Source organism: Streptomyces sp. NPDC059142 (genome assembly GCF_042755665.1).
Classification (GTDB): Bacteria; Actinomycetota; Actinomycetes; order Streptomycetales; family Streptomycetaceae; genus Streptomyces.
This window is the reverse complement of sequence record NZ_JBHZDA010000015.1, coordinates 74,597-97,697: the sequence shown is the minus strand read 5'-3', so window position 1 is coordinate 97,697 and position 23,101 is coordinate 74,597. Positions and strand designations below refer to the sequence as shown.

The window sequence follows — 23,101 nt, the reverse complement described above, 5'->3', positions numbered from 1 at the left end:
CCCGCCGGCGCCCCCCCCCCCGATAAACGTCAGGGGCGCGCCGCCGGGCACCCCCGGAGCCCCGCCACCCCGTCCCGGGCCCGGCACCGCCGGGGAGGACGACCGGTGAGCGATCCGCTCGACCACCCCTTCGTCGCGGCGGTGAAACCGCTGGTCGACGCCATGGGCGGACAGCTTCTGGCTCCCCAGGAGGCGCAGCCGGACGATGTCGTCCTCGCCTGGGAGGGCGCCGAACTGCTGGCGGTACGGCTGCCGCAGCTCTCGGAATCCCTGGACCACATCCTGCTCGCCCTGGAGCGCGCCCACGGGGGACCCCTCGCGGAGCTGGACCGCAGGACCAAGCAGTCCGTCGTACGGACCCTGGAGGCGCGCGGCGCCTTCGCCGTACGGCACGGGGTGGAGACGGTGGCGACCGCGCTCGGCGTCAGCCGCTTCACCGTCTACAACTACCTGAACTACGCCGACGAACAGCGGGCCAAGGCGCGTCGGGGAGCCCCGCGCCCGGAGGGCGGCGGCTGAGCGCGGGGCGACCGCCGGGCGGGGGCGACGGCTGGGCGGAGGGCCGCGTCAGTGGCCCACGCGGAAGGTGGCGTCCTGCCGTTCGGCGGTGGTGGAGACCGGGTCGATCCGCAGCACGTAGTTCGCGTGGCGGAGGTAGCGGGTCGGGTTGTTGTACGACCGGAAGGACGACCAGGAGGCGTCCGCGAGCCCCGCCGTACGGTAGAAGGTCGCGTCCGCCGCGAACGCCGATGTGGAGTCGGCGGCGTCCAGTTGGAGCTGGTAGTTGTAGTGCCGCAGGTAGCGGGCGGGGTAGTTGACCGACTGGAAGGAGACCCCGGCGCTGTCCGCGAGACCGGGGACCAGCCTCCACTGCGCGTCCGCGTACGGGTCGAAGGGGTAGGGGTCGATCCGGCCCACGTTGTTCGCGTGGCGGACGTAACGGGCCGGGAAGTTGTACGACTTGAGGCGGTTCCAGGCCGGGGCGCCCCACCGGGCCAGCAGGTTGTCGTACTCGGCCGCCGTGATCGTCGCGATGCCGCAGTGCTTGGAGTTGAGCGGCTGGGTGTAACCCCGCTGGTCGACCGGGGTCCAGGACCCGGCCGCGAGATCGCCCGACTGCCAGGCGTAGAAGACCCCGTTGGGGGTGTACGTGTCGCCCCAGAGGTACCAGGTGTTCGATGTCAGGGACTTGACGAGCGTCGGCGCCTCGGTGCCGCCCTGGGCGACGCCGGTGCTGAACTCGGTGAAGCTGCCCGGGGCGAGCGAGGTGGACCGCGCCCCCACCAGCGCCTGGTTCTTCTTGAAGTAGAGGTAGTTGACCCCGCCCACCCCGACCGCCATGTCGCCGTCGATCACGTCGTACCCCGGGTCGAAGAAGACCTGCGGGGCCGAGGCGGTCTGGAAGTCGCTCGTGTAGTTCACCATGATCACGTTGTGGCCGCTGCCGTTGACGGCGGAGTAGATCAGCGCGTACTGGCCGCGACCGGCGTCCCAGAACGCCTCCGGCGCCCAGGAGTGGGTGTTCATGTCGTGCAGCTTGAGGCGGTGGTAACCGGTGAAGGTGCGCAGATCGGTGGAGTTCCACACGTGGACGTACTGGCTGACGTAGCTCCAGTCGGTGCCCTTGAGGTCGGTGGCGATGACGACGAAGGTGCCGTCCCGCTTGCGCAGGATGAACGGGTCGCGCAGACCGAGCGCGCCCGCGGTGGGGGTGACCACCGGGTTGTTCTGGTTCAGCGGGATCCAGTTGAGCGAGTCCGTGCTGACGGCGAGATGGAGCCCGTAGTCGGTGCCGTCGCCGCTCGGGGACTCGGTGAAGTAGCACATCACGTACGCGGAGTCGGCGGCGTGGGCGGTACCGGCGCCGAGGGTCAGCGCGCCGGTCACGGCCAGCGGGGTGGCGGCGGCCATGCCGAGGAAGAGGCGGCGGGACGGGCGGGGTCCTGTGCTCATCGTGGTCTCCAGGCGGGATGATGGGCCGGTATCTCGAACAGGGTTCGGGAAATCGGTCAGAAAGTAGAGCGTGGACGTGTCCACGTCAATTGTTTCGGACGCGCTTCGGGCGGACTTCGGGCGTAATTCGGGCGTAATTCGGGCGCCGCCACGCGACAGTTCAACAAAGTGTTGACGTTCGGTCGTCGACCGCGTTAGCTGGGCGCCAGCCAGCCAGCCCAGCCCAGCACCGCGCACTGCCACGGAGGCTCCCGTGACATCGACACCACCCCCCGCCCCGGGCCTCACCCGGTTCAACACCTCTCCCGACGGTGCGGCCCTGGCCGCGCTGCGCCAGGTGTGCGCCAGCCCGGCGTGGGGCGAGGCGCTGCTCGCCCGCCGTCCCTACGCCACCGAGGACGAACTGCTCGCCGCCGGCGACACCGTGACGGCGCAGCTCACCGACGCGGAGCTGACCGCGGCCCTCGCCGGGCATCCGCCGATCGGCCGCCCGGAGGAGGGCGACCCCGCCTCGGCCCGGGAGCAGCGCGGCATGGCGGGCGCCCCCGTACCGCTCAAGGCCGAGATGACGGAGCTGAACCTCGCCTACCAGGAACGGTTCGGCCATGTCTTCCTGATCTGCGCGACCGGCGCCACCGCCGAGGAGCTGCGGGACGCGCTGAGGACCAGGCTCGGCCACACACCGGAGCGGGAGCGCGAGATCGCCCGCGCCGAACTCGGCAGGATCAACCGCCTCCGGCTCACCCGGCTGATGGCCGCGGAGCCCGCCCCCGCCTCGGTCTCCACCCATGTCCTGGACACCAGCACCGGGCGCCCCGCCACGGGGGTCGCCGTCACCCTCGCGGCCCGCGCCGACGCCGGATGGGCCGTGCTCGGCGGCTCCGTGACCGACCCCGACGGCCGCTGCAAGGACCTGCCGGTGCCGGACCCGGGGACCACCGAGGTGCGGCTCACCTTCGCCACCGGACCGTATCTCGACCGCGGGGAGCGCGCCGGGGCGGAGCGGGACGCCCCCGCGCCCCGGGAGAGCGGCGCGCCGTTCTTCCCGGAGGTGACGGTCACGTTCACCGTCGCCCCGGGCGAGCACCACCACGTACCGCTGCTGCTCAACCCGTTCGGCTACTCCGTCTACCGAGGGAGCTAGGAGTCCATGACCGATCTCTCCACCCCCGCCGGTTCCACCCCCGCCGGCTCCACCCCCGCGGGCCGTCCGGCGCTGCTCGGCCAGAACCAGTACGGCAAGGCGGAGAACCGCGTCGTCCGGATCACCCGGGACGGCGCCACCCACCACATCAAGGACCTGAACGTCTCCGTCGCGCTCGAAGGCGACATGGACGACGTCCACTACTCGGGCTCCAACGCCCATGTCCTGCCGACCGACACCACCAAGAACACCGTCTACGCCTTCGCCAAGGAGTACGGCATCGAGTCGGCCGAGCGGTTCGGCATCCATCTCGCCCGGCACTTCGTGACCAGCCAGGAACCGATCCACCGGGCGTGCGTACGGATCGAGGAGTACACCTGGGAACGCATCCCGGCGGCCGGGGGCGAGGGGCCCCGGCACTCGTTCGTCCGCAAGGGCCAGGAGACACGCGTCGCCCGGATCACCTTCGACGGCGAGCGGTGGCAGGTCGTCTCGGGCCTCAAGGACCTGACCGTGCTGAACTCGACCCACTCCGAGTTCTGGGGGTACGCCAAGGACAAGTACACGACGCTCAAGGAGTCCTACGACCGGATCCTCGCCACCGACGTCTCCGCGCGGTGGCGGTACGGCTGGACGGGCGGCGAGGAGTCCATGCCGGAGTGGGACGCGTCGTACGAGCGGACCAAGGAGCACATCCTGCGGGCGTTCGCCGAGACGTACTCCCTCTCCCTCCAGCAGACCCTTTACCAGATGGGCGCGCGGGTCATCGACCACCGGGCCGAGATCGACGAGATCCGCTTCTCGCTGCCGAACAAGCACCACTTCCTCGCCGACCTGTCGCCCTTCGGGCTCACGAACGACACCGGCGACGGGGCGGTCTACCTCGCCGCGGACCGGCCGTACGGGCTGATCGAGGCCACCGTCCTGCGGGACGGGGCCGAGCCGGGCATACCGGCGGAGCTGACCCTCCTGTGAGCCCGTGCGCGCGCCCGCCCTACCGCTCGTCCGCTCCACAGTCCGTCAGCCCCTGAGCCCGTGGGAGGAACCGCCGTGGCGACGTCACGCATCGTCATCGAGAACTGCGCCATCGCGACCGTGGACGCGCACGACACCGAGTACGCCTCGGGCCATGTCGTCGTCGCGGGCAACCGGATCGAGTCCGTCGGCGCGGGCCCCGCCCCCCTGGGGACGGCGGACGTCGTCCGCCGGGTCGACGGCGCCGGCCATCTGCTCACCCCGGGCCTGGTCAACACCCACCACCACTTCTACCAGTGGATCACCCGCGGCCTCGCCACCGACCACAACCTCTTCGACTGGCTCGTCGCCCTCTACCCGACCTGGGCGCGCATCGACGAGCCGATGGTCCGCGCGGCGGCGGGCGGCTCCCTCGCGATGATGGCCCGCGGCGGGGTCACCACCGCGATGGACCACCACTACGTCCACCCGCGCGGCTCCGGCGACCTGTCCGGCGCGATCATCGGCGCGGCGGCGGAGACCGGGGTACGGTTCACGCTCGCCCGCGGCTCGATGGACCTCGGCGCCTCGGACGGCGGGCTGCCCCCGGACTTCGCGGTCGAGTCGCTGGACGGCGCGCTCGCCGCGACCGAGGAGACCATCGACGCCCACCACGACGCGTCCTTCGGCGCGATGACCCGGATCGCCGTCGCGCCGTGCTCGCCGTTCTCCGTCTCCACCGACCTGATGCGGCGGGGGGCCGAGCTGGCGCGCCGCAAGGGGGTACGGCTGCACACCCACGGCAGCGAGACGGTCGAGGAGGAGCGGTTCTGCAAGGAGCGGTTCGGGATGGGGCCCACGGAGTACTTCGAGTCGACCGGCTGGCTCGGCCCCGACGTGTGGATGGCCCACTGCGTCCACATGAACGACTCCGACATCGCCGCCTTCGCCCGCACGGGCACCGGGGTCGCCCACTGCCCGTCCTCCAACGCCCGGCTGGCCGCCGGGATCGCGCGCGTCCCCGACCTGCTCGCCGCCGGGGTGCCGGTCGGCCTCGGGGTCGACGGCACCGCCTCCAACGAGTCCGGCGAGCTCCACACCGAACTGCGCAACGCGCTGCTCGTCAACCGCCTCGGCGCCCATGGCGAACGGGCCATGACGGCCCGTCAGGCGCTGCGCCTCGCCACGTACGGCGGCGCCCAGGTGCTGGGCCGCGCCGAGGAGATCGGCTCCGTCGAGGCGGGCAAACTCGCCGACCTGGTGCTCTGGCGCATGGACACCCTCGCCCACGCCTCCATCGCCGACCCGGTGGCCGCGCTGGTCCTCGGGGCCGCGGCGCCCGTCACGCTCTCCCTGGTCGACGGCCGGGCCGTCGTCGAGGACAACCGCCTGACCACCGTGGACGAGGACGTCCTCGCCCACTCCACCAGGAGCGAGGCCCGCCGCCTCGCGCGGATCGCCGCGGACGGCTGAACCGGCGGGTACGTGCGGCCCGGAACCGCGGGCGCGCTACCGGTCGATGCGGTACGTGTCCCCGTAGACCTCCCAGGCGAGCGGGGGACGCAGACCGAGGTTGCCGTCGTCCAGGAAGACCCGCTGGGCGGTGTCGACCCGGCTGGTGTCGCCGTGGCCCCGCTCGCCGCGCATCGCGGTGACCCGCGCGTCGAGGAACGCGTCCAGATACGCCGTCTCGTCGCCCCCGCGCGCCGGAGGGTCCGCCTGAGCGAGGGCCTTCGCGCGGATCGTGCGGAATCCGACGGTGCCCTTCGCGTCGGCGTAACCGTGCATCACGTACGCGTCGTAGTAGATGAACTGCCCCAGCGCCCCCAGCCCGTCCGCCTTCGCCCGTGCCACGGCCGGGTCGAAGTAGACCCGGTCGCGCTCCTCGTCCTGGGCCGTGCGCATCCGGGGGTCGTCGGCCGCCTCGCGCCACGCGGAGGTGAAGGCGGAGCCGAGCCCGTCGTGGGAGTCGCCGCCCTTCGCCTCGCGCAGCGCCGGCAGGAAGCGCGCCAGCGCGTTGTCCGGCCGCGCCCGGGTGTACCGCTCGACGACCCGCTGCAGATCGCCGCAGCCGCTGCAGAACCCGACCAGACCGGCGGTGTACCCCCGGCCGTCGTCGATGTCCTCGATGTAGCGGTACTGGTCCTTCCAGTCGAGCGAGGAGTTCTCGGCGCTGGAGACCAGCCGCATGGCGATCTCCTTCTTCGCCGGGTCGTCCAGATCCACCGAGGCCCCTTCGGCGGGGGTGCACGCGACGCAGAGGGCCAGCAGCGGGAGCAGGAGGCCGCGCAGCGTGCGGCGGAGCGCGTGGATCACGTGACGGACCTTTCCCCCTGGTGTGCCCTGCGCGCACCGGCCTGCCACCGAGATTACGTGAGGGCCCCGGACGGTCCGGCGCAGGTGGCGACGGGTGTACGCACCCTGCTGTACAGGGGGTTGTCGGCCCCGGTCCCGAACGGGCGGGACCGGTCGGCACCGGTCAGACCGCCGGCGACCAGTCGGGGCGCCGTCCGCTGAGGCCGATCACCCGGTCCAGCAGCGGGGCGTCCGCGGCCGTCGCCACCGGCGGGCCGAACACGTCGGAGGAGCCGGGTCCGGCCTGCGACAGCATCCCGTAGGACGCCCGCAGCCCCGCCTCGGCGGGGGCGTACGGCTGTCCGGTGGACCGGGCCAGGTCCCAGCCGTGGATCAGCACCTCGTTGAGCGCCACCAGGCCGGCCACCGCGCCGGGCAGCTCGACGCCGCCGACCCGGGTCTCCCCGTCCCACGCGGCGGGCGAGCGCCACGCGGCGGCCAGCGCGTCGAGCCGCCGGGGAAGCGCCTCCCGCCAGTCCTCCGCCAGGACGAGCGGCGCGTCACCGGGCGGCGTGTCGGTCGTCGCCCCCAGCTCCTTGCGCGCGGCGTCCCGGAACGCCACCGTCAGCCCCATGAGATGCGCGAGCACCTCCCGTACCGCGTACGCGGGGCACGGCGTCGGTCCGTGCATCTGTTCGTCCGTGATGCCGCCGGCGACCCGGGCCGTCTCCTGGCAGACGGCACCGAGATCGAGCGGCTCCTGCGTTCTGTCCGTGTCCATACCTGATGAGACCGCGGGAGCCGCCCGAACTCATCGCGGGGGACGCCGTTCGGACGCGCCCTCTCCCTTCCGGGTCAGCCGCGGAGCCGCTCGTACGCCGGGAGGGTGAGGAAGTCCGCGTAGTCGTCGTCGAGCGCGACCGTCAGCAGCAGGTCGTGGGCCTCCTGCCAGCGGCCCGCCGCGAAGGCTTCCTCGCCGCTCTCGGCGCGGATCGCGGCCAGCTCCTCGGCGGCGAGGGCACGGGCCAGTTCCGGGGTGGCGCGGAGCGTCGTGCCCTCGTGGTCGAACTCCACGCCCGCGTTGATCCACTGCCAGATCTGCGAGCGGGAGATCTCCGCCGTGGCCGCGTCCTCCATCAGGTTGAAGATCGCGACGGCGCCCATACCGCGCAGCCACGCCTCGATGTAGCGGATGCCGACCTGCACCGCGTTGCGCAGCCCCTCGTACGTGGGGCGGGCGTCCAGGGAGTCGATGGCGATCAGGTCCCCGGCGGCGACGGAGACGTCCTCGCGGAGGCGGTCCTTCTGGTTCGGGCGGTCGCCCAGGACCGCGTCGAAGGAGGCCATGGCGATCGGCACCAGGTCCGGGTGGGCGACCCAGGAGCCGTCGAAGCCGTCGGCCGCCTCGCGGTCCTTGTCGGCCCTGACCTTCTCGAAGGCGACCTTGTTGACCTCGGCGTCGTGCCGGGACGGGATGAACGCGGCCATGCCGCCGATCGCGTGCGCGCCGCGCTTGTGGCAGGTGCGGACGAGGAGTTCGGTGTAGGCGCGCATGAACGGCGCCGTCATGGTGACCGCGTTGCGGTCCGGGAGGACGAACTTCGCGCCGCCGTCCCGGAAGTTCTTCACGATCGAGAAGAGATAGTCCCAGCGGCCCGCGTTGAGCCCGGAGGCGTGGTCGCGCAGCTCGTAGAGGATCTCCTCCATCTCGTACGCGGCGGTGATCGTCTCGATCAGCACGGTGGCCCTGACCGTGCCCCGCGGGACGCCCAGATACTCCTGGGCGAAGACGAAGACGTCGTTCCAGAGGCGCGCCTCCAGGTGCGACTCCGTCTTCGGGAGGTAGAAGTACGGGCCCTTGCCCAGCTCGATCAGCCGCCGGGTGTTGTGGAAGAAGTACAGCCCGAAGTCGACCAGCGCCCCCGGCACCGGCGTGCCGTCCACCACGAGATGGCGCTCGGCGAGATGCCAGCCGCGCGGGCGCATCACGACCGTCGCGAGGTCGGCCGCGTCCTTGAGGGCGTACGACTTGCCCGTGCGCGGGTCGGTGAAGTCGATGGCGCGCCGGTAGGCGTCCATCAGGTTGAGCTGGCCGAGGACGACGTTCTCCCAGGTGGGCGCGGAGGCGTCCTCGAAGTCGGCGAGCCAGACCTTCGCGCCGGAGTTCAGCGCGTTGATCGTCATCTTGCGGTCGGTCGGGCCGGTGATCTCCACCCGGCGGTCGTTCAGCGCCTCCGGCGTCGGGGCGACCCGCCAGGTGTCGTCCTCGCGTACCGAGGCGGTCTCCGGCAGGAAGTCCAGGCTGGAGGTGCGGGCGATCCCGGCGCGGCGCTCGACCCGGCGGGCGAGCAGCTCGTCACGGCGGGGGGTGAACCGCCGGTGCAGCTCCGCCACGAACGCGAGGGCCGCCTCGGTCAGTACCTCGTCCTGACGGGGCAGGGGTTCGGCGTCGACGATGGCCAGCGGGGAGGGCGCTGGTGCGGACATGAGCTGTCACTCCTTCACGAGCGGCGCGGGCGGCGGGGGCGCCGTGGCGGCCGGCGTACGGTCGAGCGCGCCGTTCGAAGTGTCGGGCGCTTCTGACCTGTGGATAATAGTTTCCTCATGGTGGAACTTCAATGCTTTGTTGATGTCCTCGCCCCGTTGTGGGCGCCTTCACTCTCCCGGACCTCACTCTCCCGGAGGGGCCGCCCCCGGGGGCGGTGTCTGTTCAAGGTGCGACAGATCCTCCTCCGTGTCGATGTCGTACGGCAGGGCGACATCCCCGCATTCGACCGGAACGATGTCCTGTTCGTGTGCCCTCAGATAGGCGCGTGCCCCGCGGTCGCCGGTCGCATCCGCCGCGATCCGCGCCCAGCGGTCCGCGCCGAACAGCACGGGGTGGCCGCGCCGCCCGCCGTACACCGCCGAGACCAGCGACCCCGGGCCCCGGTACGCGGCCACCACCCGGGCCACCGCCGCCGCGCCGATCCCCGGCTGGTCCACCAGCATCACCAGGACCGCCCGCGCGTCCGTGCCCGTCAGCGAGGCCAGCCCCGCGCGCAGCGAGGAGCCCATCCCGTCGGCCCATCCGGGGTTGTCGACCAGGACGGCGCCCGGCAGCACCGCCCGCTCCCGTACCTCCGGGGCGGACGCCCCCAGCACCACATGCACCGGAGCGCACCCCCCTGCGCGCAGGGCGTGCGCCGCGTGTTCCACCAGCGGCCGGCCCCGGTGCTCCAGCAGCGCCTTCGGCCGTCCGCCCAGCCGGCGGCCCCCGCCCGCGGCGAGCAGCAGCCCGGCCACCGGCGGATCCGTGACCTCGTACGCGTCCTCCTCGGGCGCCCCGGCGCCAGGTGTGTCCGACATGGGGACCTGCTTACCGCATCGCGCGCCTGCGCGCCCCGTCGCGCTCCTTCGCGCGGGGAATGTTCCGCGCGCGCCGGTGATCATCGGGAATTCTTTTCGTCTTCCGGCCGTCTTCCCGCCGTATTCCGTCCACCGAGTGGCGCCTGCCCGGCGCGATGGCGTTAACTTGCCCGCGAACCCTGGCGATTGACCACCGTCCAGGGGGAATCGTCCTATCAGGACGGAGCCGCGTCCCGGTACGGAAGGAGTGCCGTGGAACGCGGGGCACGAGCGCGAGGGGGAGCTTTGCTGCGGAGCATGGGGAAGTCGCCGGTGACGGAGACGGACGAGGACCCGAGACTCACGGGGCTGCACGCCGCCGTCTCCCGGCTCCGGCGCGAACTGGCTGTCTATCCTTCGGAGTTCAAGGACCGCGCGATAGCCGAGGACGAACTGGCCGCGCTCGCCGCGATGGTGGCGAGCGGTGCCCCCGAGACCGCCAGGATGCGCCGCTCGCTGCTGCTGATCGTCGGCTCGATCGGCTCGGTCAGCGCCCTGGGCCCGGCGCTGATGGGCGTACGGAACGCCGTCGACCTCTTCGGGGGCATCCCGCGCCCCCGCTGACCGGCCGGGCCGCCCGCCCCCGCCGGTCGGCCCCCGAGGTCAGCCCTGCGCCTGCTGCGCCGCCGTGTTCGCCAGCGCCGCCGAGAGATCACGCGCGACCTCCAGCAGTACGGGCACGATCCGCTCCGTGGCCTCCTCCGTCACCCGGCCCGCCGGGCCCGAGATGGAGATGGCGGCGGCGGTGGGGGAGTCCGGCACCGGGACCGCCAGGCAGCGGACCCCGATCTCCTGTTCGTTGTCGTCGATCGCGAACCCGGAGCCGCGCACCGTCTCCAGCGCCGCCAGGAAGGCGTCGGGCGTGGTGATCGTCTTCTCGGTGGCGGCCGGCATACCCGTACGGGCCAGCAGGGCGCGCACCTCCTCCGGCGGGATGTGCGAGAGCAGTGCCTTGCCCACGCCGGTGGAGTGCGGCAGCACCCGGCGGCCCACCTCGGTGAACATCCGCATCGAGTGCTTCGACGGCACCTGCGCGACGTACACGATCTCGTCGCCGTCGAGCAGCGCCATGTTCGCGGTCTCGCCGGTCTCCTCGACCAGTCGTGCCAGATAGGGCCTGGCCCAGGTGCCGAGCAGCCGGGACGCCGATTCGCCGAGCCGGATCAGGCGCGGGCCGAGCGCGTACCGCCGGTTGGCCTGCTGGCGTACGTAACCGCAGGCCACCAGCGTGCGCATCAGCCGGTGGATGGTGGGCAGCGGCAGGCCGCTGGTCGCGGACAGCTCGCTGAGTCCGACCTCGCCACCCGCGTCCGCCATCCGTTCGAGCAGGTCGAAGGCGCGCTCAAGGGACTGGACGCCACCGTTGCCGGAGGCGGATCTGGCGGCGTCGGGGCTGCTGGCGCTGGACGACGGCACGTCAACGGTCCTTTCGGGACGGGCGGACAAGCAAGCAGCCTATACCGGACCCGCCGATCGGGCGGGTGGCCGGGGATGAGACGTCTCTGCCGGTCAGGGGGTGTTTGTCCGGGGTGTGCGCGGTCGCTTTCGATGGGTAGGGTGTTCTGGTGGGTGAAATCATTATTTCACGTTGCGGAAACAATGGCACCCGAAGTGGCCTTGACGGGGTGCGAAGCGGAGTGAACACTTCTTCAACAGTTCGTTGAAATGCGCCCGGTGAGGCCAGTCCCACGGGGCCAGTGAGGAGGACGGGTGTCCGAGGTGAGCCTGCTGCTGCGGTCGACGCGCGTCATCACCCCCGAGGGCACACGGCCCGCCACGATCGCCGTCGCCGACGGCAGGATCACGGCCGTACTGCCCTACGACGCGGACCCGCCGCCCGGCACCCGCGACGCCACCCGGGACCGGCCCACCGTGGTCGAGGACGTCGGCGACGACGTCGTGCTCCCCGGCCTCGTCGACACCCACGTCCATGTGAACGACCCGGGCCGCACCGCGTGGGAGGGATTCTGGACCGCCACCCGCGCCGCCGCGGCCGGCGGCGTCACCACCCTGCTCGACATGCCCCTCAACTCGCTGCCGCCCACCACGACCGTCGCGCACCTCGACGTCAAACGGGACGTCGCCCGGCCCAAGGCCCATGTCGACGTCGGCTTCTGGGGCGGCGCCGTACCGGACAACGCCAAGGAGCTGCGCCCGCTCCACGACGCCGGGGTCTTCGGCTTCAAGTGCTTCCTGTCGCCGTCCGGCGTCGAGGAGTTCCCCGAGCTGGACGAGGAACGGCTGGGCCGGGCCCTCACCGAGATCGCGGGGTTCGGCGGGCTGCTGATCGCGCACGCCGAGGACCCGGGCGAACTGGCCGCGGCGCCCGCGCGCGGCGGCCCCGCGTACGCCGACTTCCTCGCCTCCCGCCCGCGCGCCGCCGAGAACGCGGCCGTCACCCGTCTGATCGCCCAGGCCAAACGGCTCGACGCCCGGGTGCACGTCCTGCACCTCTCGTCCTCGGACGTCCTGCCGCGGATCGCCGCCGCCCGGCGCGAGGGCGTGCGGATCACCGTCGAGACCTGTCCGCACTTCCTCACCCTCACCGCGGAGGAGGTCCCCGACGGGGCCACCGAGTTCAAGTGCTGCCCGCCGATCCGCGAGGCCGCCAACCAGGACGCGCTCTGGGAAGGGCTCGCCGACGCCACCATCGACTGCGTCGTCTCCGACCACTCGCCCTGCACCACCGACCTCAAGACCGGCGACTTCGCCACCGCCTGGGGCGGCATCTCCTCGCTCCAGCTCGGCCTCCCGGCCATCTGGACCGAGGCCCGCCGGCGCGGCCACACCCTGGAGGACGTCGCCCGCTGGATGTCGACGGCCCCCGCCGCGCTCGCCGGGCTCTCCCGCAAGGGCGCCGTCGAGGCGGGCCGCGACGCCGACCTCACCGTCCTCGCGCCGGACCGGACCTTCACCGTCGACCCGGCGGGGCTGCACCACCGCAACCGGGTGACCGCGTACGCCGGCCGGACCCTGTACGGCGTGGTCACCTCCACCTGGCTGCGCGGCACCCGCGTCTTCCACGACGGCGTCCTCGCCGAACCCTCAGGCCGACTGCTCGAAAGGAACCACTGAACCGTGTCCGACGCACCGCCCCCCGCCGTGCCCGAAGCCCGCTTCACCGGGGACGCCCGCCCGTACGCGGGCGGCGACCCGTACGCCGACTACCGCACCGCGGACCTCCCCTTCACCCAGCTCACCGACCTCGCCGACCGGCGGCTCGGCGCCGGGGTGATCGCCGCCAACGACGAGTTCTTCGCCGAGCGCGAGAATCTGCTCAGGCCCGGCCCCGCCGTCTTCGACCCGGAGCACTTCGGCCACAAGGGCAAGATCATGGACGGCTGGGAGACCCGCCGCAGGCGCGGCGCCACCGCCGGCCGGCCGCACCCCGCGCCCGAGGACCACGACTGGGCGCTCGTCCGGCTCGGCGCGCCCGGCGTGATCCGCGGGATCGTCGTCGACACCGCGCACTTCCGGGGCAACTACCCGCAGTCCGTCTCCGTCGAGGCGGTCTCGCTGCCCGGCACCCCCTCCCCGGAGGAACTGCTCGACCCCGCCGTCGCCTGGACCGTCCTCGTGCCGAGGACCGCCGTCGGCGGCCACGCCGCCAACGGCTTCGCGGTCGACGCCGGGCGGCGCTTCACCCACCTGCGCGTCAACCAGCACCCCGACGGCGGGATCGCCCGGCTCCGGGTGTACGGCGAGGTCGTGCCCGACCCGGCGTGGCTCGCCGCCCTCGGTACGTTCGACCTGCTCGCGGTGGAGAACGGCGGCACCGCCGAGGACGCCTCCGACCGCTTCTACTCGCCCCCGTCCCACACCATCGGCCCCGGCCGCTCCCACCGGATGGACGACGGCTGGGAGACCCGGCGCCGCCGCGACCTCGACCACGACTGGATCCGCTACCGGATGGCCGCCCGGGGCGAGATCCGGGCCGTCGAGATCGACACGGCCTACCTCAAGGGGAACGCGGCCGGCTGGGCCGCCCTCTCCGTCCGCGACACCGGCGCGGACCCCGGTACGGGCACCGGTACGGGCGCCGACGCCGACGGCTGGACGGAGATCCTGCCCAGGACGCGGCTCCAGCCCGACACCAACCACCGCTTCGTGCTCCCGGCCCCCGCCGTCGCCACCGACGTACGCATCGACATCTACCCCGACGGAGGGATCTCGCGGCTCCGGCTCTTCGGCTCCCTCACGGAGGAGGGCGCGGCCCGGCTGGCCGCCCGTCACCGGGAACTGGGCGGCTGACCACGGTGCGTGGACCGGCCGAAGTCCGGGGCGCGTGACCAAAGCCGGGAGTCGCGCGACTTTGGTAGCGGCCACCGCCCACCGGCGGTTTTCCGCCATGCCACCTGCGTAAATTGGAGGGCATGACACGTACGGACTACCCCTGGCTGCTCCCCTCGGAGATGGTCGATCCCCGAGGCCCCGAGCTGCCCGGCGACCGCGGCAGACCCCGGCCGCGCCGTACCGTGCGCGACTGGATCATCGACACGCTGATGTTCGTCCTCGCCTCGGGCGTCGGGCTGCTCGCCGTCGAGACACTCCAGCAGGCCCACAACCCCGAACTCGTCGACGCCTTCGACCTGGTCGCCGGGTTCCTGGCCTGCTGCTCCCTGTGGCTGCGGCGGAGCCGGCCGGTGGAGCTGGCGATCGTCCTGTCGGTCCTGAGCGTGGTGGCCCCGCTCGCCGGAGGGGCCTCGCTCGTCGCGCTGTTCTGCGTGGCCGTGCACCGGACCTTCCGGCCCGTCGTGATGGTCGGCTCGGTGGCCCTGGTCACCGGGATCGCCCAGGCGTACGTCCGCCCGGATCCGACGACCTCCTTCACCGTTCTCGTCGTCGCGACCGTGGTCCTGCTCCTGCTGGCGATCGGCTGGGGCATGCTCGTACGGGCCAGGCGCCAGCTCGTCGTCGCGCTGCGCGAGCGGGCCGTGCGCGCCGAGGCCGAGGCCGAACTCCGCGCCGAGCAGGCCCAGCGCCTCGCCCGTGAGGCCATCGCCCGCGAGATGCACGACGTGCTCGCCCACCGGCTGACGCTGCTCAGCGTCCACGCGGGCGCCCTGGAGTTCCGGCCGGACGCCCCGGCCGCCGAGATCGCCGGGGCGGCCGGGGTGATCCGGGACAGCGCGCACGACGCCCTCCAGGACCTCCGCATGATCATCGGCGTGCTGCGGGCGCCGGACGGCGACGACACCGAGCGCCCCCAGCCCACCCTGGCCACGCTCGACGCGCTGGTCGCCGAGTCCCGCAAGGCCGGGATGGAGGTCGACCTCGACAACCGGGTCACCGATCCCTCCGCCGTCCCCGCCTCCGTCGGCCGTACCGCGTACCGCATCGCGCAGGAGGCGCTGACCAACGCCCGTAAACACGCGCCGGGCACCGGCTCCACCGTCGAGGTCAGCGGCGGCCCGGGGGACGGGCTCACCCTCGCGGTCCGCAACGCGGCGCCCACCGGCGTGGTCGAGAAGGTACCGGGCTCCGGGCAGGGACTGATCGGGCTGACGGAGCGGGCCGCCCTGGCCGGTGGCCGGTTCGAGCACGGACCGACGGGGGACGGCGGCTTCGCCGTCCGCGCTTGGCTACCGTGGGGCCCATGACCATCAGGCTGATCATCGTCGACGACGACCCGCTGGTCCGGGCCGGACTGACCTTCATGCTCGGCGGCGCCGACGACATCGAGATCGTGGGGGAGGGGGCCGACGGCACGGAGGTCGCCGCGCTGGTCGCACGGACCGCGCCCGACGTGGTGCTCATGGACATCCGGATGCCCGTCATGGACGGGCTCGCCGCCACCGAGAGCCTGCGCCGCCTCCCGGACGCCCCCGAGGTCCTCGTCCTGACCACCTTCCACGCCGACGAGCAGGTGGTGCGCGCGCTGCGCGCCGGGGCCGCCGGGTTCGTCCTCAAGGACACCCCGCCCGCCGAGATCGTCACCGCCGTACGGCGGGTGGCGGCCGGTGAGCCGGTCCTCTCGCCCGCCGTCACCCGCCAGTTGATGACCCATGTGGCGGGCGGGGTGCCGGGGCCGGGCGCCGAACAGGCCGCCGTCGGCCGCCGGGAGAGCGCCGTGGACCGGCTGGGCGCGCTCGGGGAACGGGAGCGGGAGGTCGCGCTCTCCGTCGGCCTCGGCCGCTCCAACGCGGAGATCGCCGCCGGGCTCTACATGAGCGTCCCCACCGTCAAGGCCCATGTCTCGCGCATCCTGGCCAAGCTCGGCCTCAACAACCGGGTCCAGATCGCCCTGCTGGTGCACGACGCGGAGCTGGCCCCGGAGGGCGGCCCGTCCTGACGGAGCGGGGCCGCCGCCCGGCTCCCTGCCCGCCGGGGCCGCAGCACGGCTGCTGTCCGCCGGGGCCGTGCGCCCGGCTCCCGCCCCGGCGGTCCCGCGCTCAGCCTCCGGCGGCCCCGTCGCTCAGCCTCCGGCGATCTCCGTCAGCGCCACCGGACGGTGCTCGCTCCGCGACAGCTCGCACGCCTCCGCGATCCGCAGCGCGTGCAGCGCCTCCCTCCCGTCGCACGGGTTCTCCCGTTCGCCGCCCACCACCTTCACGAACGCGTCCAGCTCCGCCTCGTACGCCGGGGCGAACCGCTCCAGGAACCCCGGCCACGAGTTGTCGCATGGCGGCGGGCCCTTCGGCTCCGTCGAGGTGATCGGCGTACGGTCGTCGAGGCCGACCGCGAACTGGTCCAGCTCGCCCGCCAGCTCCATCCGTACGTCGTAGCCCGCCCCGTTGCAGCGGGTGGAGGTCGCCGTCGCGAGCGTCCCGTCGTCCAGGGTGAGGACCGCGGCGGCGGTGTCGATGTCCCCCGCCTCGGCGAAGATCGCCGGGCCCGCGTCCGAGCCCGTCGCGTACACCTCCACCACCTCGCGCCCGGTGACCCACCGCAGGATGTCGAAGTCATGGACCAGGCAGTCGCGGTACAGACCGCCGGAGAGCGGCAGGAACGAGGCGGGCGGCGGCGCCGGGTCCGAGGTGATCGCCCGTACGGTGTGCAGCCGGCCGAGCCGCCCCGACCGTACGAGCTGACGCGCCGCCGCGTACCCCGCGTCGAAGCGGCGCATGAAGCCGAGCTGGAGCACCGTGCCCGCCGACTCCACCTCGCGCAGCGCGGCCAGCGTGCCCGGCAGGTCCAGGGCGATGGGCTTCTCGCAGAAGCACGGCAGTCCGGCGCGTGCGGCCCGGCTGATCAGTTCGGCGTGGGAGGAGGTCGCCGAGGTGATCACCACGGCGTCCACGCCCCACGCGAAGATCTCGTCCACGGAGGGCGCCGCCGTGGCGCCGATCCGGTCGGCGACCCGCGCCGCCCGTGCCGCGTCCATGTCCGCGACCACCAGGGAACCGACATCACGATGGCGGTTGAGCACGTCCGCGTGGAAGGTGCCGATTCGGCCGGTGCCGATGAGTCCGATGCGCATGGCCCCCAAGGTGGCCGCAGCCGATCACCGTGTCAAGGCTTTGTCCTGACAATCGGACCTCTCTACTTCCCGTCAACAGGGCATGCGACTACGCTCGCCCCGTGCCCCATCAGCCGAGATCAGTCCGAACCGGACAGGAGACGAACGGCCCGGCCGACCCCGCAGGCCCGGAGCCGGGCCAGGCCCCGCCGCTCCGGCTCCGTGTCGACCGCACCAGCCCCGTACCGCTCTACTTCCAGCTCGCGCAGCAGTTGGAGGGGGCCATCGAGCGCGGCCGGCTCGCGCCCGGCAGCCTGCTCGGCAACGAGATCGAACTCGCGGGCCGGCTCGGACTCTCCCGCCCGACCGTCCGCCAGGCCATCCAGTCCCTCGTCGACAAGGGACTGCTCGTCCGCCGCCGCGGCGTCGGCACCCAGGTCGTGCACAGCCAGGTCAAACGCCCGCTGGAGCTGAGCAGCCTCTACGACGACCTGGAGGCGGCCGGCCAGCGCCCCGCCACCCGCGTCCTGCGCGACACCCCCTCCCTCGCCACCGCCGAGGTCGCCGCCGCGCTCGGGGTACCGGAGGGCGCGGAGGTACGCCTCGTCGAACGGCTGCGGTACGCGCACGACGAACCGATGGCCTTCCTCCGCAACCATCTGCCCGCCGGCCTCCTCGACGACGACCCGGAGCGCCTGGAGGCCACCGGCCTCTACCGGATGCTGCGCTCCGCCGGGATCACCCTGCACAGCGCCCGCCAGACCGTCGGCGCGCGGGCCGCCACCGCCGCCGAGGCCGAGCTGCTGACCGAGCCCGCCGGGGCGCCGCTGCTCACCATGGAACGGACCGCCTTCGACGACACCGGGCGGGCGGTGGAGTTCGGCTCGCACGTCTACCGGGCCTCGCGCTACTCCTTCGAGTTCCAGCTCCTCGTCCGTCCGTAGCCGCCCCGCCACCGCCCGGCAACCGCCCCTTCAACGCCCCGCGGTACCCGCCGACCACCCCCCGGAGCGCCATGACCGATACTTGGGCGGCCGGGCTCCGCAGGGACGAGCCCAGGCCGCACCGAGGAGACCGGCAAGAAGGGCACGGCGTGGTGGCTAGGGTTCGGACAGGGGTACGCGCGCTGAGCGCCGTACTGGCGGCGGTGCTCGGGGCCACGGCCCTCGCCGGATGCAGCAGCACCGGCGGCAAGCGCGCCGAGGAACGGGCCCAGCGGGCCGCCCAGGGACGGGCCGCGGTGGACACCCCCCGGTGGACCGTGGCCATGGTCACCCACTCGGGCAGTGGCGACACCTTCTGGGACATCGTGCAGAACGGCGCCAAGCAGGCCGCCGTCAAGGACAACATCAAGTTCCTCTACGCCAACAGCGACGAGGGCCAGCAGCAGGCGCAGCTCGTGCAGTCCTACATCGACAAGAAGGTCGACGGGCTGATCGTCACCCTCGCCAAGCCCGACGCCATGAAGGCCGTCGTCGAGCGGGCGGTCCGGGCCGGCATCCCGGTGATCACGGTGAACTCCGGCGCCGCCGAGTCCAAGAAGTTCGGCGCGCTCACCCACGTCGGCCAGGACGAGACCATCGCCGGCGAGGCCGTCGGCGAGGAACTCGACCGGCGCGGGAAGAAGAAGGCGCTCTGCGTCATCCACGAGCAGGGCAACGTCGGCCACGAGCAGCGCTGCGCCGGGGCGAAGGAGACCTTCGGCGGGCAGATGCAGAACCTGTACGTCGACGGCACCAACATGCCCGACGTCCAGGCGTCCATAGAGGCCAAGCTCCAGACCGACCGGTCCGTCGACGCCGTCGTCACCCTGGGCGCGCCCTTCGCGGACGCCGCCGTCAAGGCCAAGGAGACCGCGGGCAGCAAGGCCGAGATCGACACCTTCGACCTCAACGCCAAGGTCGCCTCCTCGCTCACCTCCGGCGCCCTCGGCTTCGCCGTCGACCAGCAGCCCTACCTCCAGGGGTACGAGGCGGTCGACCTGCTCTGGCTCTACCGCTACAACGCCGATGTCCTCGGCGGCGGACGCCCGGTCCTCACCGGACCGCAGATCATCACCGACAAGGACGCGGGCGCGCTGGCGAAGTACACCGAGCGGGGCACCCGGTGAGCACGGACGAACGCCTGCTGCACACCTCCCCGCTCCGCAAGCTCCTCGGCCGCCCCGAGCTGGGCTCGGTCGTCGGCGCGGCGGCCGTCTTCCTCTTCTTCGCGTTCGTCGCGGACTCGTTCCTCCAGTTCTCCAGCTTCGGCACGGTCCTGTACGCGGCGTCCACGATCGGCATCATGGCCGTCCCGGTGGCGCTGCTGATGATCGGCGGCGAGTTCGACCTCTCGGCCGGGGTGATGGTGACCAGCTCCGCGCTGGTCTCCTCGATGTTCAGCTACCAGATGACCGCGAACGTCTGGGTCGGCGTCCTGGTGTCGCTGCTGGTCACGCTGGCGTTCGGGGTCTTCAACGGGGTCATGCTGACCCGTACGAAACTCCCGAGCTTCATCATCACCCTCGGCACGTTCCTGATGCTCACCGGTCTCAACCTCGGGGTCACGAAGCTGGTCAGCGGCACCGTCTCGACCAAGACGATCAGCAACATGGAGGGCTTCCCCTCCGCCCGCGCGCTCTTCGCCTCCCAGCTCACCGTCGGCGGCGTCGACCTGAAGGTCACCATCCTGTGGTGGGCCGGACTGGTCGCGCTCGCCACCTGGATCCTGCTGCGCACCCGCTTCGGCAACTGGATCTTCGCGGTGGGCGGCAACGCGGACGCCGCGCGCGCCGTCGGCGTACCGGTGGAGCGGACCAAGATCCTGCTCTACATGGGCGTGGCCTTCTGCGCCTGGATCGCCGGACAGCACCTGCTCTTCTCGTTCGACGTCGTCCAGTCCGGTGAGGGCGTCGGCAACGAGCTGATCTACATCATCGCGGCCGTCATCGGCGGCTGTCTGATCACCGGCGGCTACGGCTCGGCGATCGGTTCCGCCGTCGGCGCGTTCATCTTCGGCATGACGAGCAAGGGCATCGTCTACGCCGAGTGGAACCCCGACTGGTTCAAGTTCTTCCTCGGAGCGATGCTCCTTCTGGCCACCCTGCTCAACGCGTGGGTGCGCAAGCGCGCGGAGGCGTCACGATGACCGCACTCGTCGAACTGGACGACGTCAGCAAGTACTACGGCAACATCCGCGCCCTGGAGGGCGTCTCGCTGGAGGTCCACGCCGGGGAGATCACCTGTGTGCTGGGCGACAACGGGGCCGGCAAGTCCACCCTCATCAAGATCATCGCCGGGCTGCACGGGCACGACGGCGGAGACTTCCTCATCGACGGCGAGCCGGCCGCGCTCTCCTCCCCGCGCGACGCGCTGGACCGGGGCATCGCCACCGTCTACCAGGACCTCGCCGTCGTCCCCCTGATGCCGGTCTGGCGGAACTTCTTCCTCGGCTCGGAGCCGCGCAAGGGGTTCGGCCCCTTCAAACGGCTCGACGTGGCACGGATGCGCGAGACCACCCGCGCCGAGCTGCTGCGGATGGGCATCGACCTGCGCGACGTCGACCAGCCGATCGGCACCCTCTCCGGCGGCGAGCGCCAGTGCGTGGCCATCGCCCGCGCCGTCCACTTCGGCGCCAAGGTCCTCGTCCTGGACGAGCCCACCGCCGCCCTCGGGGTCAAGCAGTCCGGTGTGGTCCTCAAGTACGTCGCCGCCGCGCGCGACGCCGGGCTCGGAGTGGTCCTCATCACGCACAACCCGCACCACGCGTATCTCGTGGGCGACCGCTTCGTCCTGCTCAAGCGGGGCGTCATGGCGGGCAGCCACACCAAGGACTCCATCACCCTGGACGAGCTGACCCGGCAGATGGCGGGCGGCTCCGAGCTGGCCGAACTCAGCCACGAGCTGGAGCGCGGCCCCGCCCCCGAGCTGCCGCACCCCCCGGCGGACGACCAGGACTGACCCGGGGCGGGCCGGGCCGCACAGCGACCCCGCCCGCCCCGGATGGCACAATCTGGCAGGGCGGACACCCGTCCGCCGCCGCTGCCCGCCCGGGCCTGGCGGCCCCCGACCCCGCAGGGACGACACGACTCGTGCGAGCACCCAGCCGCCGCCCCACTCGGTACGGCACGACCGATCCGACGGACACACGAGGAGCGGGCCGATGAGTACGTACCGTGACTTCACGCACCGCGGCACCGCCCGCGCCACCGTCCTGCGGACCGTCGGCACCCGGGAGCGCCGCTCCCTGCTGACCGCGCCCCGCGTCCCGACCGTCGGCATCGACATCGGCGGTACGAAGGTGATGGCCGGGGTCGTCGACCCGGACGGCAACATCCTGGAGAAGATCAGGACCGAGACGCCGGACAAGTCGAAGAGCCCCCGCGTCGTCGAGGACACCATCGTCGAGCTGGTCCTCGACCTCTCCGACCGCCACGACGTGCACGCCGTCGGCATCGGCGCGGCCGGCTGGGTCGACGCCGACCGCTCCAAGGTGCTCTTCGCCCCCCACCTCGCCTGGCGCGACGAACCCCTCAGGGACGCGCTCTCCTCCCGTCTCGCCGTCCCCGTCATGGTCGACAACGACGCCAACACCGCCGCCTGGGCCGAGTGGCGCTTCGGCGCCGGACGCGGCGAGGACCATCTCGTCATGATCACCCTGGGCACCGGTATCGGCGGCGCCATCCTGGAGGACGGCCGGGTCAAGCGCGGCAAGTTCGGGGTCGCGGGCGAGTTCGGCCATATGCAGGTCGTGCCCGGCGGCCACCGCTGCGCCTGCGGCAACCGCGGCTGCTGGGAGCAGTACAGCTCCGGCAACGCCCTCGTCCGCGAGGCCAGGGAGCTGGCCGCCGCCGACTCCCCGGTCGCGTACAACATCATCGAACGCGTCAAGGGCAACGTCCAGGAGATCACCGGGCCGCTCATCACCGAGCTGGCCCGCGAGGGCGACGCCATGTGCGTCGAGCTGTTCCAGGACATCGGGCAGTGGCTCGGCGTCGGCATCGCCAACCTCGCCGCCGCCCTCGACCCGTCCTGCTTCGTCATCGGCGGCGGCGTGAGCGCCGCGGACGACCTGCTCATCAACCCCGCCCGCGACGCCTTCCGCCGTAACCTCACCGGCCGCGGCTACCGCCCCGAGGCCAGGATCACCAAGGCCGAGCTGGGCCCCGAGGCGGGCATGGTCGGCGCCGCCGACCTCTCCCGGCTGGTCGCCCGGCGCTTCCGCCGCGCCAACCGCCGCCGGGTGGAGCGCCATGAGCGGTACGAGCGGTACGCGCAGGCGATCCGCACCGCCGTGCCCGGCCAGGAGCCGCCGGCATGACCGGGGAGTCGCCCACGGGGTCCGTGCCCGACCCGGAGGAGGAGGCGGCCGTGATCGGCGCCAAACCGCCCGAGGACCGTCGCCACCGCAACCGCCGCCGCTGGTTCACGGCGATCGTCATCGTGCTGCTCATCGGCATCCCGGCCGGCTATCTCGCGATCTCGGCGGGCCAGAGCCGGGACAGCGGCCGGAACAAGGAGATCGAGTCCTCGGCCACCGGCCTCCAGGAGCTGCGCCCCTCCAAGATGAAGCGGCGCGTCTTCGAGGTGCCGATCCCGCCGGGCGCCACCCGGGTGCGCTACTTCGAGACGAGCAACTGGAAGACCAGCCGGCTGTACGTGCAGTTCGACGTGACCTCGGGACGGCTCGACGCCTTCCTCACGGAGATGGGGACCAGCCGCTCCGCCCTCAAGGACGGCGAGATCACCATCACCCCCCGCGACCGGCGCACCGTCGGCTGGGACTTCGACCTCCCCGGCCATGACCTGGCGGGCACCCACCACAGTCAGCAGGGCCCGCGCCCCAGCCAGGACGTCGTCGTGGACCTGACCGACCCGGGATTCCCCCGGGTGTACGTGGTCTCCACCACCACCCCGTGACCGGTCCGGGCCCGCCCCCCCCCGGGGGGGGGGGCGGCCCGGGGCGGGCGCCCGCCCCCGCCCCCCCGC

The 23,101-nt window shown here is 72.6% G+C and carries 22 protein-coding genes; 15 read left to right on the top strand and 7 right to left on the bottom strand.

Annotated features, from left to right (window positions below; all coding sequences use genetic code 11):
• The first annotated feature begins 162 nt into the window (after nt 1-162).
• A complete protein-coding gene (locus tag ACFXPK_RS08695) occupies nt 163-519 on the top strand; it encodes a helix-turn-helix domain-containing protein (RefSeq protein ID WP_385073122.1) in 357 nt (118 codons plus the stop codon).
• 48 nt (nt 520-567) lie between these two features.
• Here the strand turns inward: ACFXPK_RS08695 and ACFXPK_RS08690 are convergent, their stop codons facing one another.
• Nucleotides 568-1,953, bottom strand: a complete 1,386-nt coding sequence (locus ACFXPK_RS08690; protein ID WP_385073107.1) for a glycoside hydrolase family 43 protein — start codon at nt 1,951-1,953, stop codon at nt 568-570.
• 253 nt (nt 1,954-2,206) lie between these two features.
• On the opposite strand from ACFXPK_RS08690, the gene uraD reads away from it, so the two are divergent.
• The 3 genes from uraD (at nt 2,207) to ACFXPK_RS08675 (ending at nt 5,524) form a co-directional block, all read left to right on the top strand.
• The gene (gene uraD, locus ACFXPK_RS08685; protein WP_385073104.1) at nt 2,207-3,097 is read left to right on the top strand and encodes a 2-oxo-4-hydroxy-4-carboxy-5-ureidoimidazoline decarboxylase; all 891 of its coding nucleotides are present in this window, start codon (nt 2,207-2,209) and stop codon (nt 3,095-3,097) included.
• A gap of 6 nt (nt 3,098-3,103) precedes the next feature.
• A complete protein-coding gene (gene pucL, locus ACFXPK_RS08680) occupies nt 3,104-4,072 on the top strand; it encodes a factor-independent urate hydroxylase (RefSeq protein WP_385073101.1) in 969 nt (322 codons plus the stop codon).
• Nucleotides 4,073-4,147: 75 nt separating this feature from the next.
• Complete coding sequence (locus ACFXPK_RS08675; protein WP_384993768.1) at nt 4,148-5,524, top strand: 8-oxoguanine deaminase; 1,377 nt, start codon at nt 4,148-4,150, stop codon at nt 5,522-5,524.
• 36 nt (nt 5,525-5,560) lie between these two features.
• Here ACFXPK_RS08675 and ACFXPK_RS08670 read toward each other — a convergent pair whose 3' ends face one another.
• From ACFXPK_RS08670 to ACFXPK_RS08655, 4 genes are all read right to left on the bottom strand, one after another.
• Nucleotides 5,561-6,322, bottom strand: coding sequence for a chitosanase (locus ACFXPK_RS08670; protein WP_385073119.1), 762 nt, complete (start codon nt 6,320-6,322; stop codon nt 5,561-5,563).
• A gap of 208 nt (nt 6,323-6,530) precedes the next feature.
• Entirely contained in the window at nt 6,531-7,127 is a 597-nt protein-coding gene (locus ACFXPK_RS08665) for a TIGR03086 family metal-binding protein (protein WP_385073098.1), read from the bottom strand.
• 74 nt (nt 7,128-7,201) lie between these two features.
• Nucleotides 7,202-8,833 carry a malate synthase A gene (aceB, locus tag ACFXPK_RS08660; RefSeq protein WP_384993763.1) on the bottom strand — a complete coding sequence of 544 codons (1,632 nt, stop codon included), beginning with the start codon at nt 8,831-8,833 and terminating at the stop codon, nt 7,202-7,204.
• Between the two features lie 183 nt (nt 8,834-9,016).
• Nucleotides 9,017-9,694: an NTP transferase domain-containing protein gene (locus tag ACFXPK_RS08655; protein WP_385073095.1), complete on the bottom strand. Its 678-nt coding sequence runs from the start codon at nt 9,692-9,694 to the stop codon at nt 9,017-9,019.
• Nucleotides 9,695-9,979: 285 nt separating this feature from the next.
• Between ACFXPK_RS08655 and ACFXPK_RS08650 the strand changes: the two genes are divergently transcribed.
• The gene (locus ACFXPK_RS08650) at nt 9,980-10,297 is read left to right on the top strand and encodes a DUF5955 family protein (protein ID WP_384993757.1); all 318 of its coding nucleotides are present in this window, start codon (nt 9,980-9,982) and stop codon (nt 10,295-10,297) included.
• A 39-nt stretch (nt 10,298-10,336) separates the two neighbouring features.
• On the opposite strand, the gene ACFXPK_RS08645 is transcribed toward ACFXPK_RS08650, so the two are convergent.
• Nucleotides 10,337-11,149 (bottom strand): IclR family transcriptional regulator, encoded by an 813-nt coding sequence (locus ACFXPK_RS08645; RefSeq protein ID WP_384993754.1) that lies wholly within the window; start codon nt 11,147-11,149, stop codon nt 10,337-10,339.
• A gap of 294 nt (nt 11,150-11,443) precedes the next feature.
• Between ACFXPK_RS08645 and allB the strand changes: the two genes are divergently transcribed.
• The 4 genes from allB (at nt 11,444) to ACFXPK_RS08625 (ending at nt 16,025) form a co-directional block, all read left to right on the top strand.
• A complete protein-coding gene (gene allB / locus ACFXPK_RS08640; RefSeq protein WP_384993751.1) occupies nt 11,444-12,808 on the top strand; it encodes an allantoinase AllB in 1,365 nt (454 codons plus the stop codon).
• Between the two features lie 3 nt (nt 12,809-12,811).
• On the top strand, nt 12,812-13,984 hold the full coding sequence (gene alc / locus ACFXPK_RS08635; RefSeq protein ID WP_385073090.1) for an allantoicase: 1,173 nt from the start codon (nt 12,812-12,814) through the stop codon (nt 13,982-13,984).
• Nucleotides 13,985-14,106: 122 nt separating this feature from the next.
• Nucleotides 14,107-15,333, top strand: coding sequence for a sensor histidine kinase (locus tag ACFXPK_RS08630; protein ID WP_384993744.1), 1,227 nt, complete (start codon nt 14,107-14,109; stop codon nt 15,331-15,333).
• Complete coding sequence (locus ACFXPK_RS08625; RefSeq protein ID WP_384993742.1) at nt 15,330-16,025, top strand: response regulator; 696 nt, start codon at nt 15,330-15,332, stop codon at nt 16,023-16,025. The genes ACFXPK_RS08630 and ACFXPK_RS08625 overlap by 4 nt, the downstream gene beginning before the upstream one ends.
• Nucleotides 16,026-16,148: 123 nt before the next feature.
• On the opposite strand, the gene ACFXPK_RS08620 is transcribed toward ACFXPK_RS08625, so the two are convergent.
• Complete coding sequence (locus tag ACFXPK_RS08620) at nt 16,149-17,153, bottom strand: Gfo/Idh/MocA family oxidoreductase (RefSeq protein ID WP_385073086.1); 1,005 nt, start codon at nt 17,151-17,153, stop codon at nt 16,149-16,151.
• Between the two features lie 101 nt (nt 17,154-17,254).
• Here ACFXPK_RS08620 and ACFXPK_RS08615 point away from each other — a divergent pair, with 101 nt between their 5' ends.
• From ACFXPK_RS08615 to ACFXPK_RS08590, 6 genes are all read left to right on the top strand, one after another.
• Nucleotides 17,255-18,076 carry a GntR family transcriptional regulator gene (locus tag ACFXPK_RS08615; protein WP_385073084.1) on the top strand — a complete coding sequence of 274 codons (822 nt, stop codon included), beginning with the start codon at nt 17,255-17,257 and terminating at the stop codon, nt 18,074-18,076.
• 152 nt (nt 18,077-18,228) lie between these two features.
• Entirely contained in the window at nt 18,229-19,242 is a 1,014-nt protein-coding gene (locus ACFXPK_RS08610) for a sugar ABC transporter substrate-binding protein (RefSeq protein WP_384993782.1), read from the top strand.
• Complete coding sequence (locus ACFXPK_RS08605) at nt 19,239-20,261, top strand: ABC transporter permease (RefSeq protein WP_384993735.1); 1,023 nt, start codon at nt 19,239-19,241, stop codon at nt 20,259-20,261. The genes ACFXPK_RS08610 and ACFXPK_RS08605 overlap by 4 nt, the downstream gene beginning before the upstream one ends.
• Entirely contained in the window at nt 20,258-21,073 is an 816-nt protein-coding gene (locus ACFXPK_RS08600) for an ATP-binding cassette domain-containing protein (RefSeq protein WP_384993733.1), read from the top strand. Before ACFXPK_RS08605 ends, ACFXPK_RS08600 begins: the two co-directional genes overlap by 4 nt.
• A gap of 202 nt (nt 21,074-21,275) precedes the next feature.
• The gene (locus ACFXPK_RS08595; RefSeq protein ID WP_384993730.1) at nt 21,276-22,433 is read left to right on the top strand and encodes an ROK family glucokinase; all 1,158 of its coding nucleotides are present in this window, start codon (nt 21,276-21,278) and stop codon (nt 22,431-22,433) included.
• Nucleotides 22,430-23,032, top strand: coding sequence for a hypothetical protein (locus ACFXPK_RS08590; protein WP_385073081.1), 603 nt, complete (start codon nt 22,430-22,432; stop codon nt 23,030-23,032). The genes ACFXPK_RS08595 and ACFXPK_RS08590 overlap by 4 nt, the downstream gene beginning before the upstream one ends.
• Nucleotides 23,033-23,101: the final 69 nt, after the last annotated feature.

Coding starts and splice junctions, on each gene's coding strand:
- ACFXPK_RS08690 (WP_385073107.1), bottom strand. CDS start 1,953: ATGAGCACAGGACCCCGCCCGTCCCGCCGCCTCTTCCTCGGCATGGCC.
- ACFXPK_RS08595 (WP_384993730.1), top strand. CDS start 21,276: ATGAGTACGTACCGTGACTTCACGCACCGCGGCACCGCCCGCGCCACC.
- ACFXPK_RS08630 (WP_384993744.1), top strand. CDS start 14,107: ATGACACGTACGGACTACCCCTGGCTGCTCCCCTCGGAGATGGTCGAT.
- aceB (WP_384993763.1), bottom strand. CDS start 8,833: ATGTCCGCACCAGCGCCCTCCCCGCTGGCCATCGTCGACGCCGAACCC.
- ACFXPK_RS08695 (WP_385073122.1), top strand. CDS start 163: ATGGGCGGACAGCTTCTGGCTCCCCAGGAGGCGCAGCCGGACGATGTC.
- ACFXPK_RS08620 (WP_385073086.1), bottom strand. CDS start 17,153: ATGCGCATCGGACTCATCGGCACCGGCCGAATCGGCACCTTCCACGCG.
- ACFXPK_RS08590 (WP_385073081.1), top strand. CDS start 22,430: ATGACCGGGGAGTCGCCCACGGGGTCCGTGCCCGACCCGGAGGAGGAG.
- ACFXPK_RS08655 (WP_385073095.1), bottom strand. CDS start 9,694: ATGTCGGACACACCTGGCGCCGGGGCGCCCGAGGAGGACGCGTACGAG.
- ACFXPK_RS08665 (WP_385073098.1), bottom strand. CDS start 7,127: ATGGACACGGACAGAACGCAGGAGCCGCTCGATCTCGGTGCCGTCTGC.
- pucL (WP_385073101.1), top strand. CDS start 3,104: ATGACCGATCTCTCCACCCCCGCCGGTTCCACCCCCGCCGGCTCCACC.
- ACFXPK_RS08625 (WP_384993742.1), top strand. CDS start 15,330: ATGACCATCAGGCTGATCATCGTCGACGACGACCCGCTGGTCCGGGCC.
- ACFXPK_RS08600 (WP_384993733.1), top strand. CDS start 20,258: ATGACCGCACTCGTCGAACTGGACGACGTCAGCAAGTACTACGGCAAC.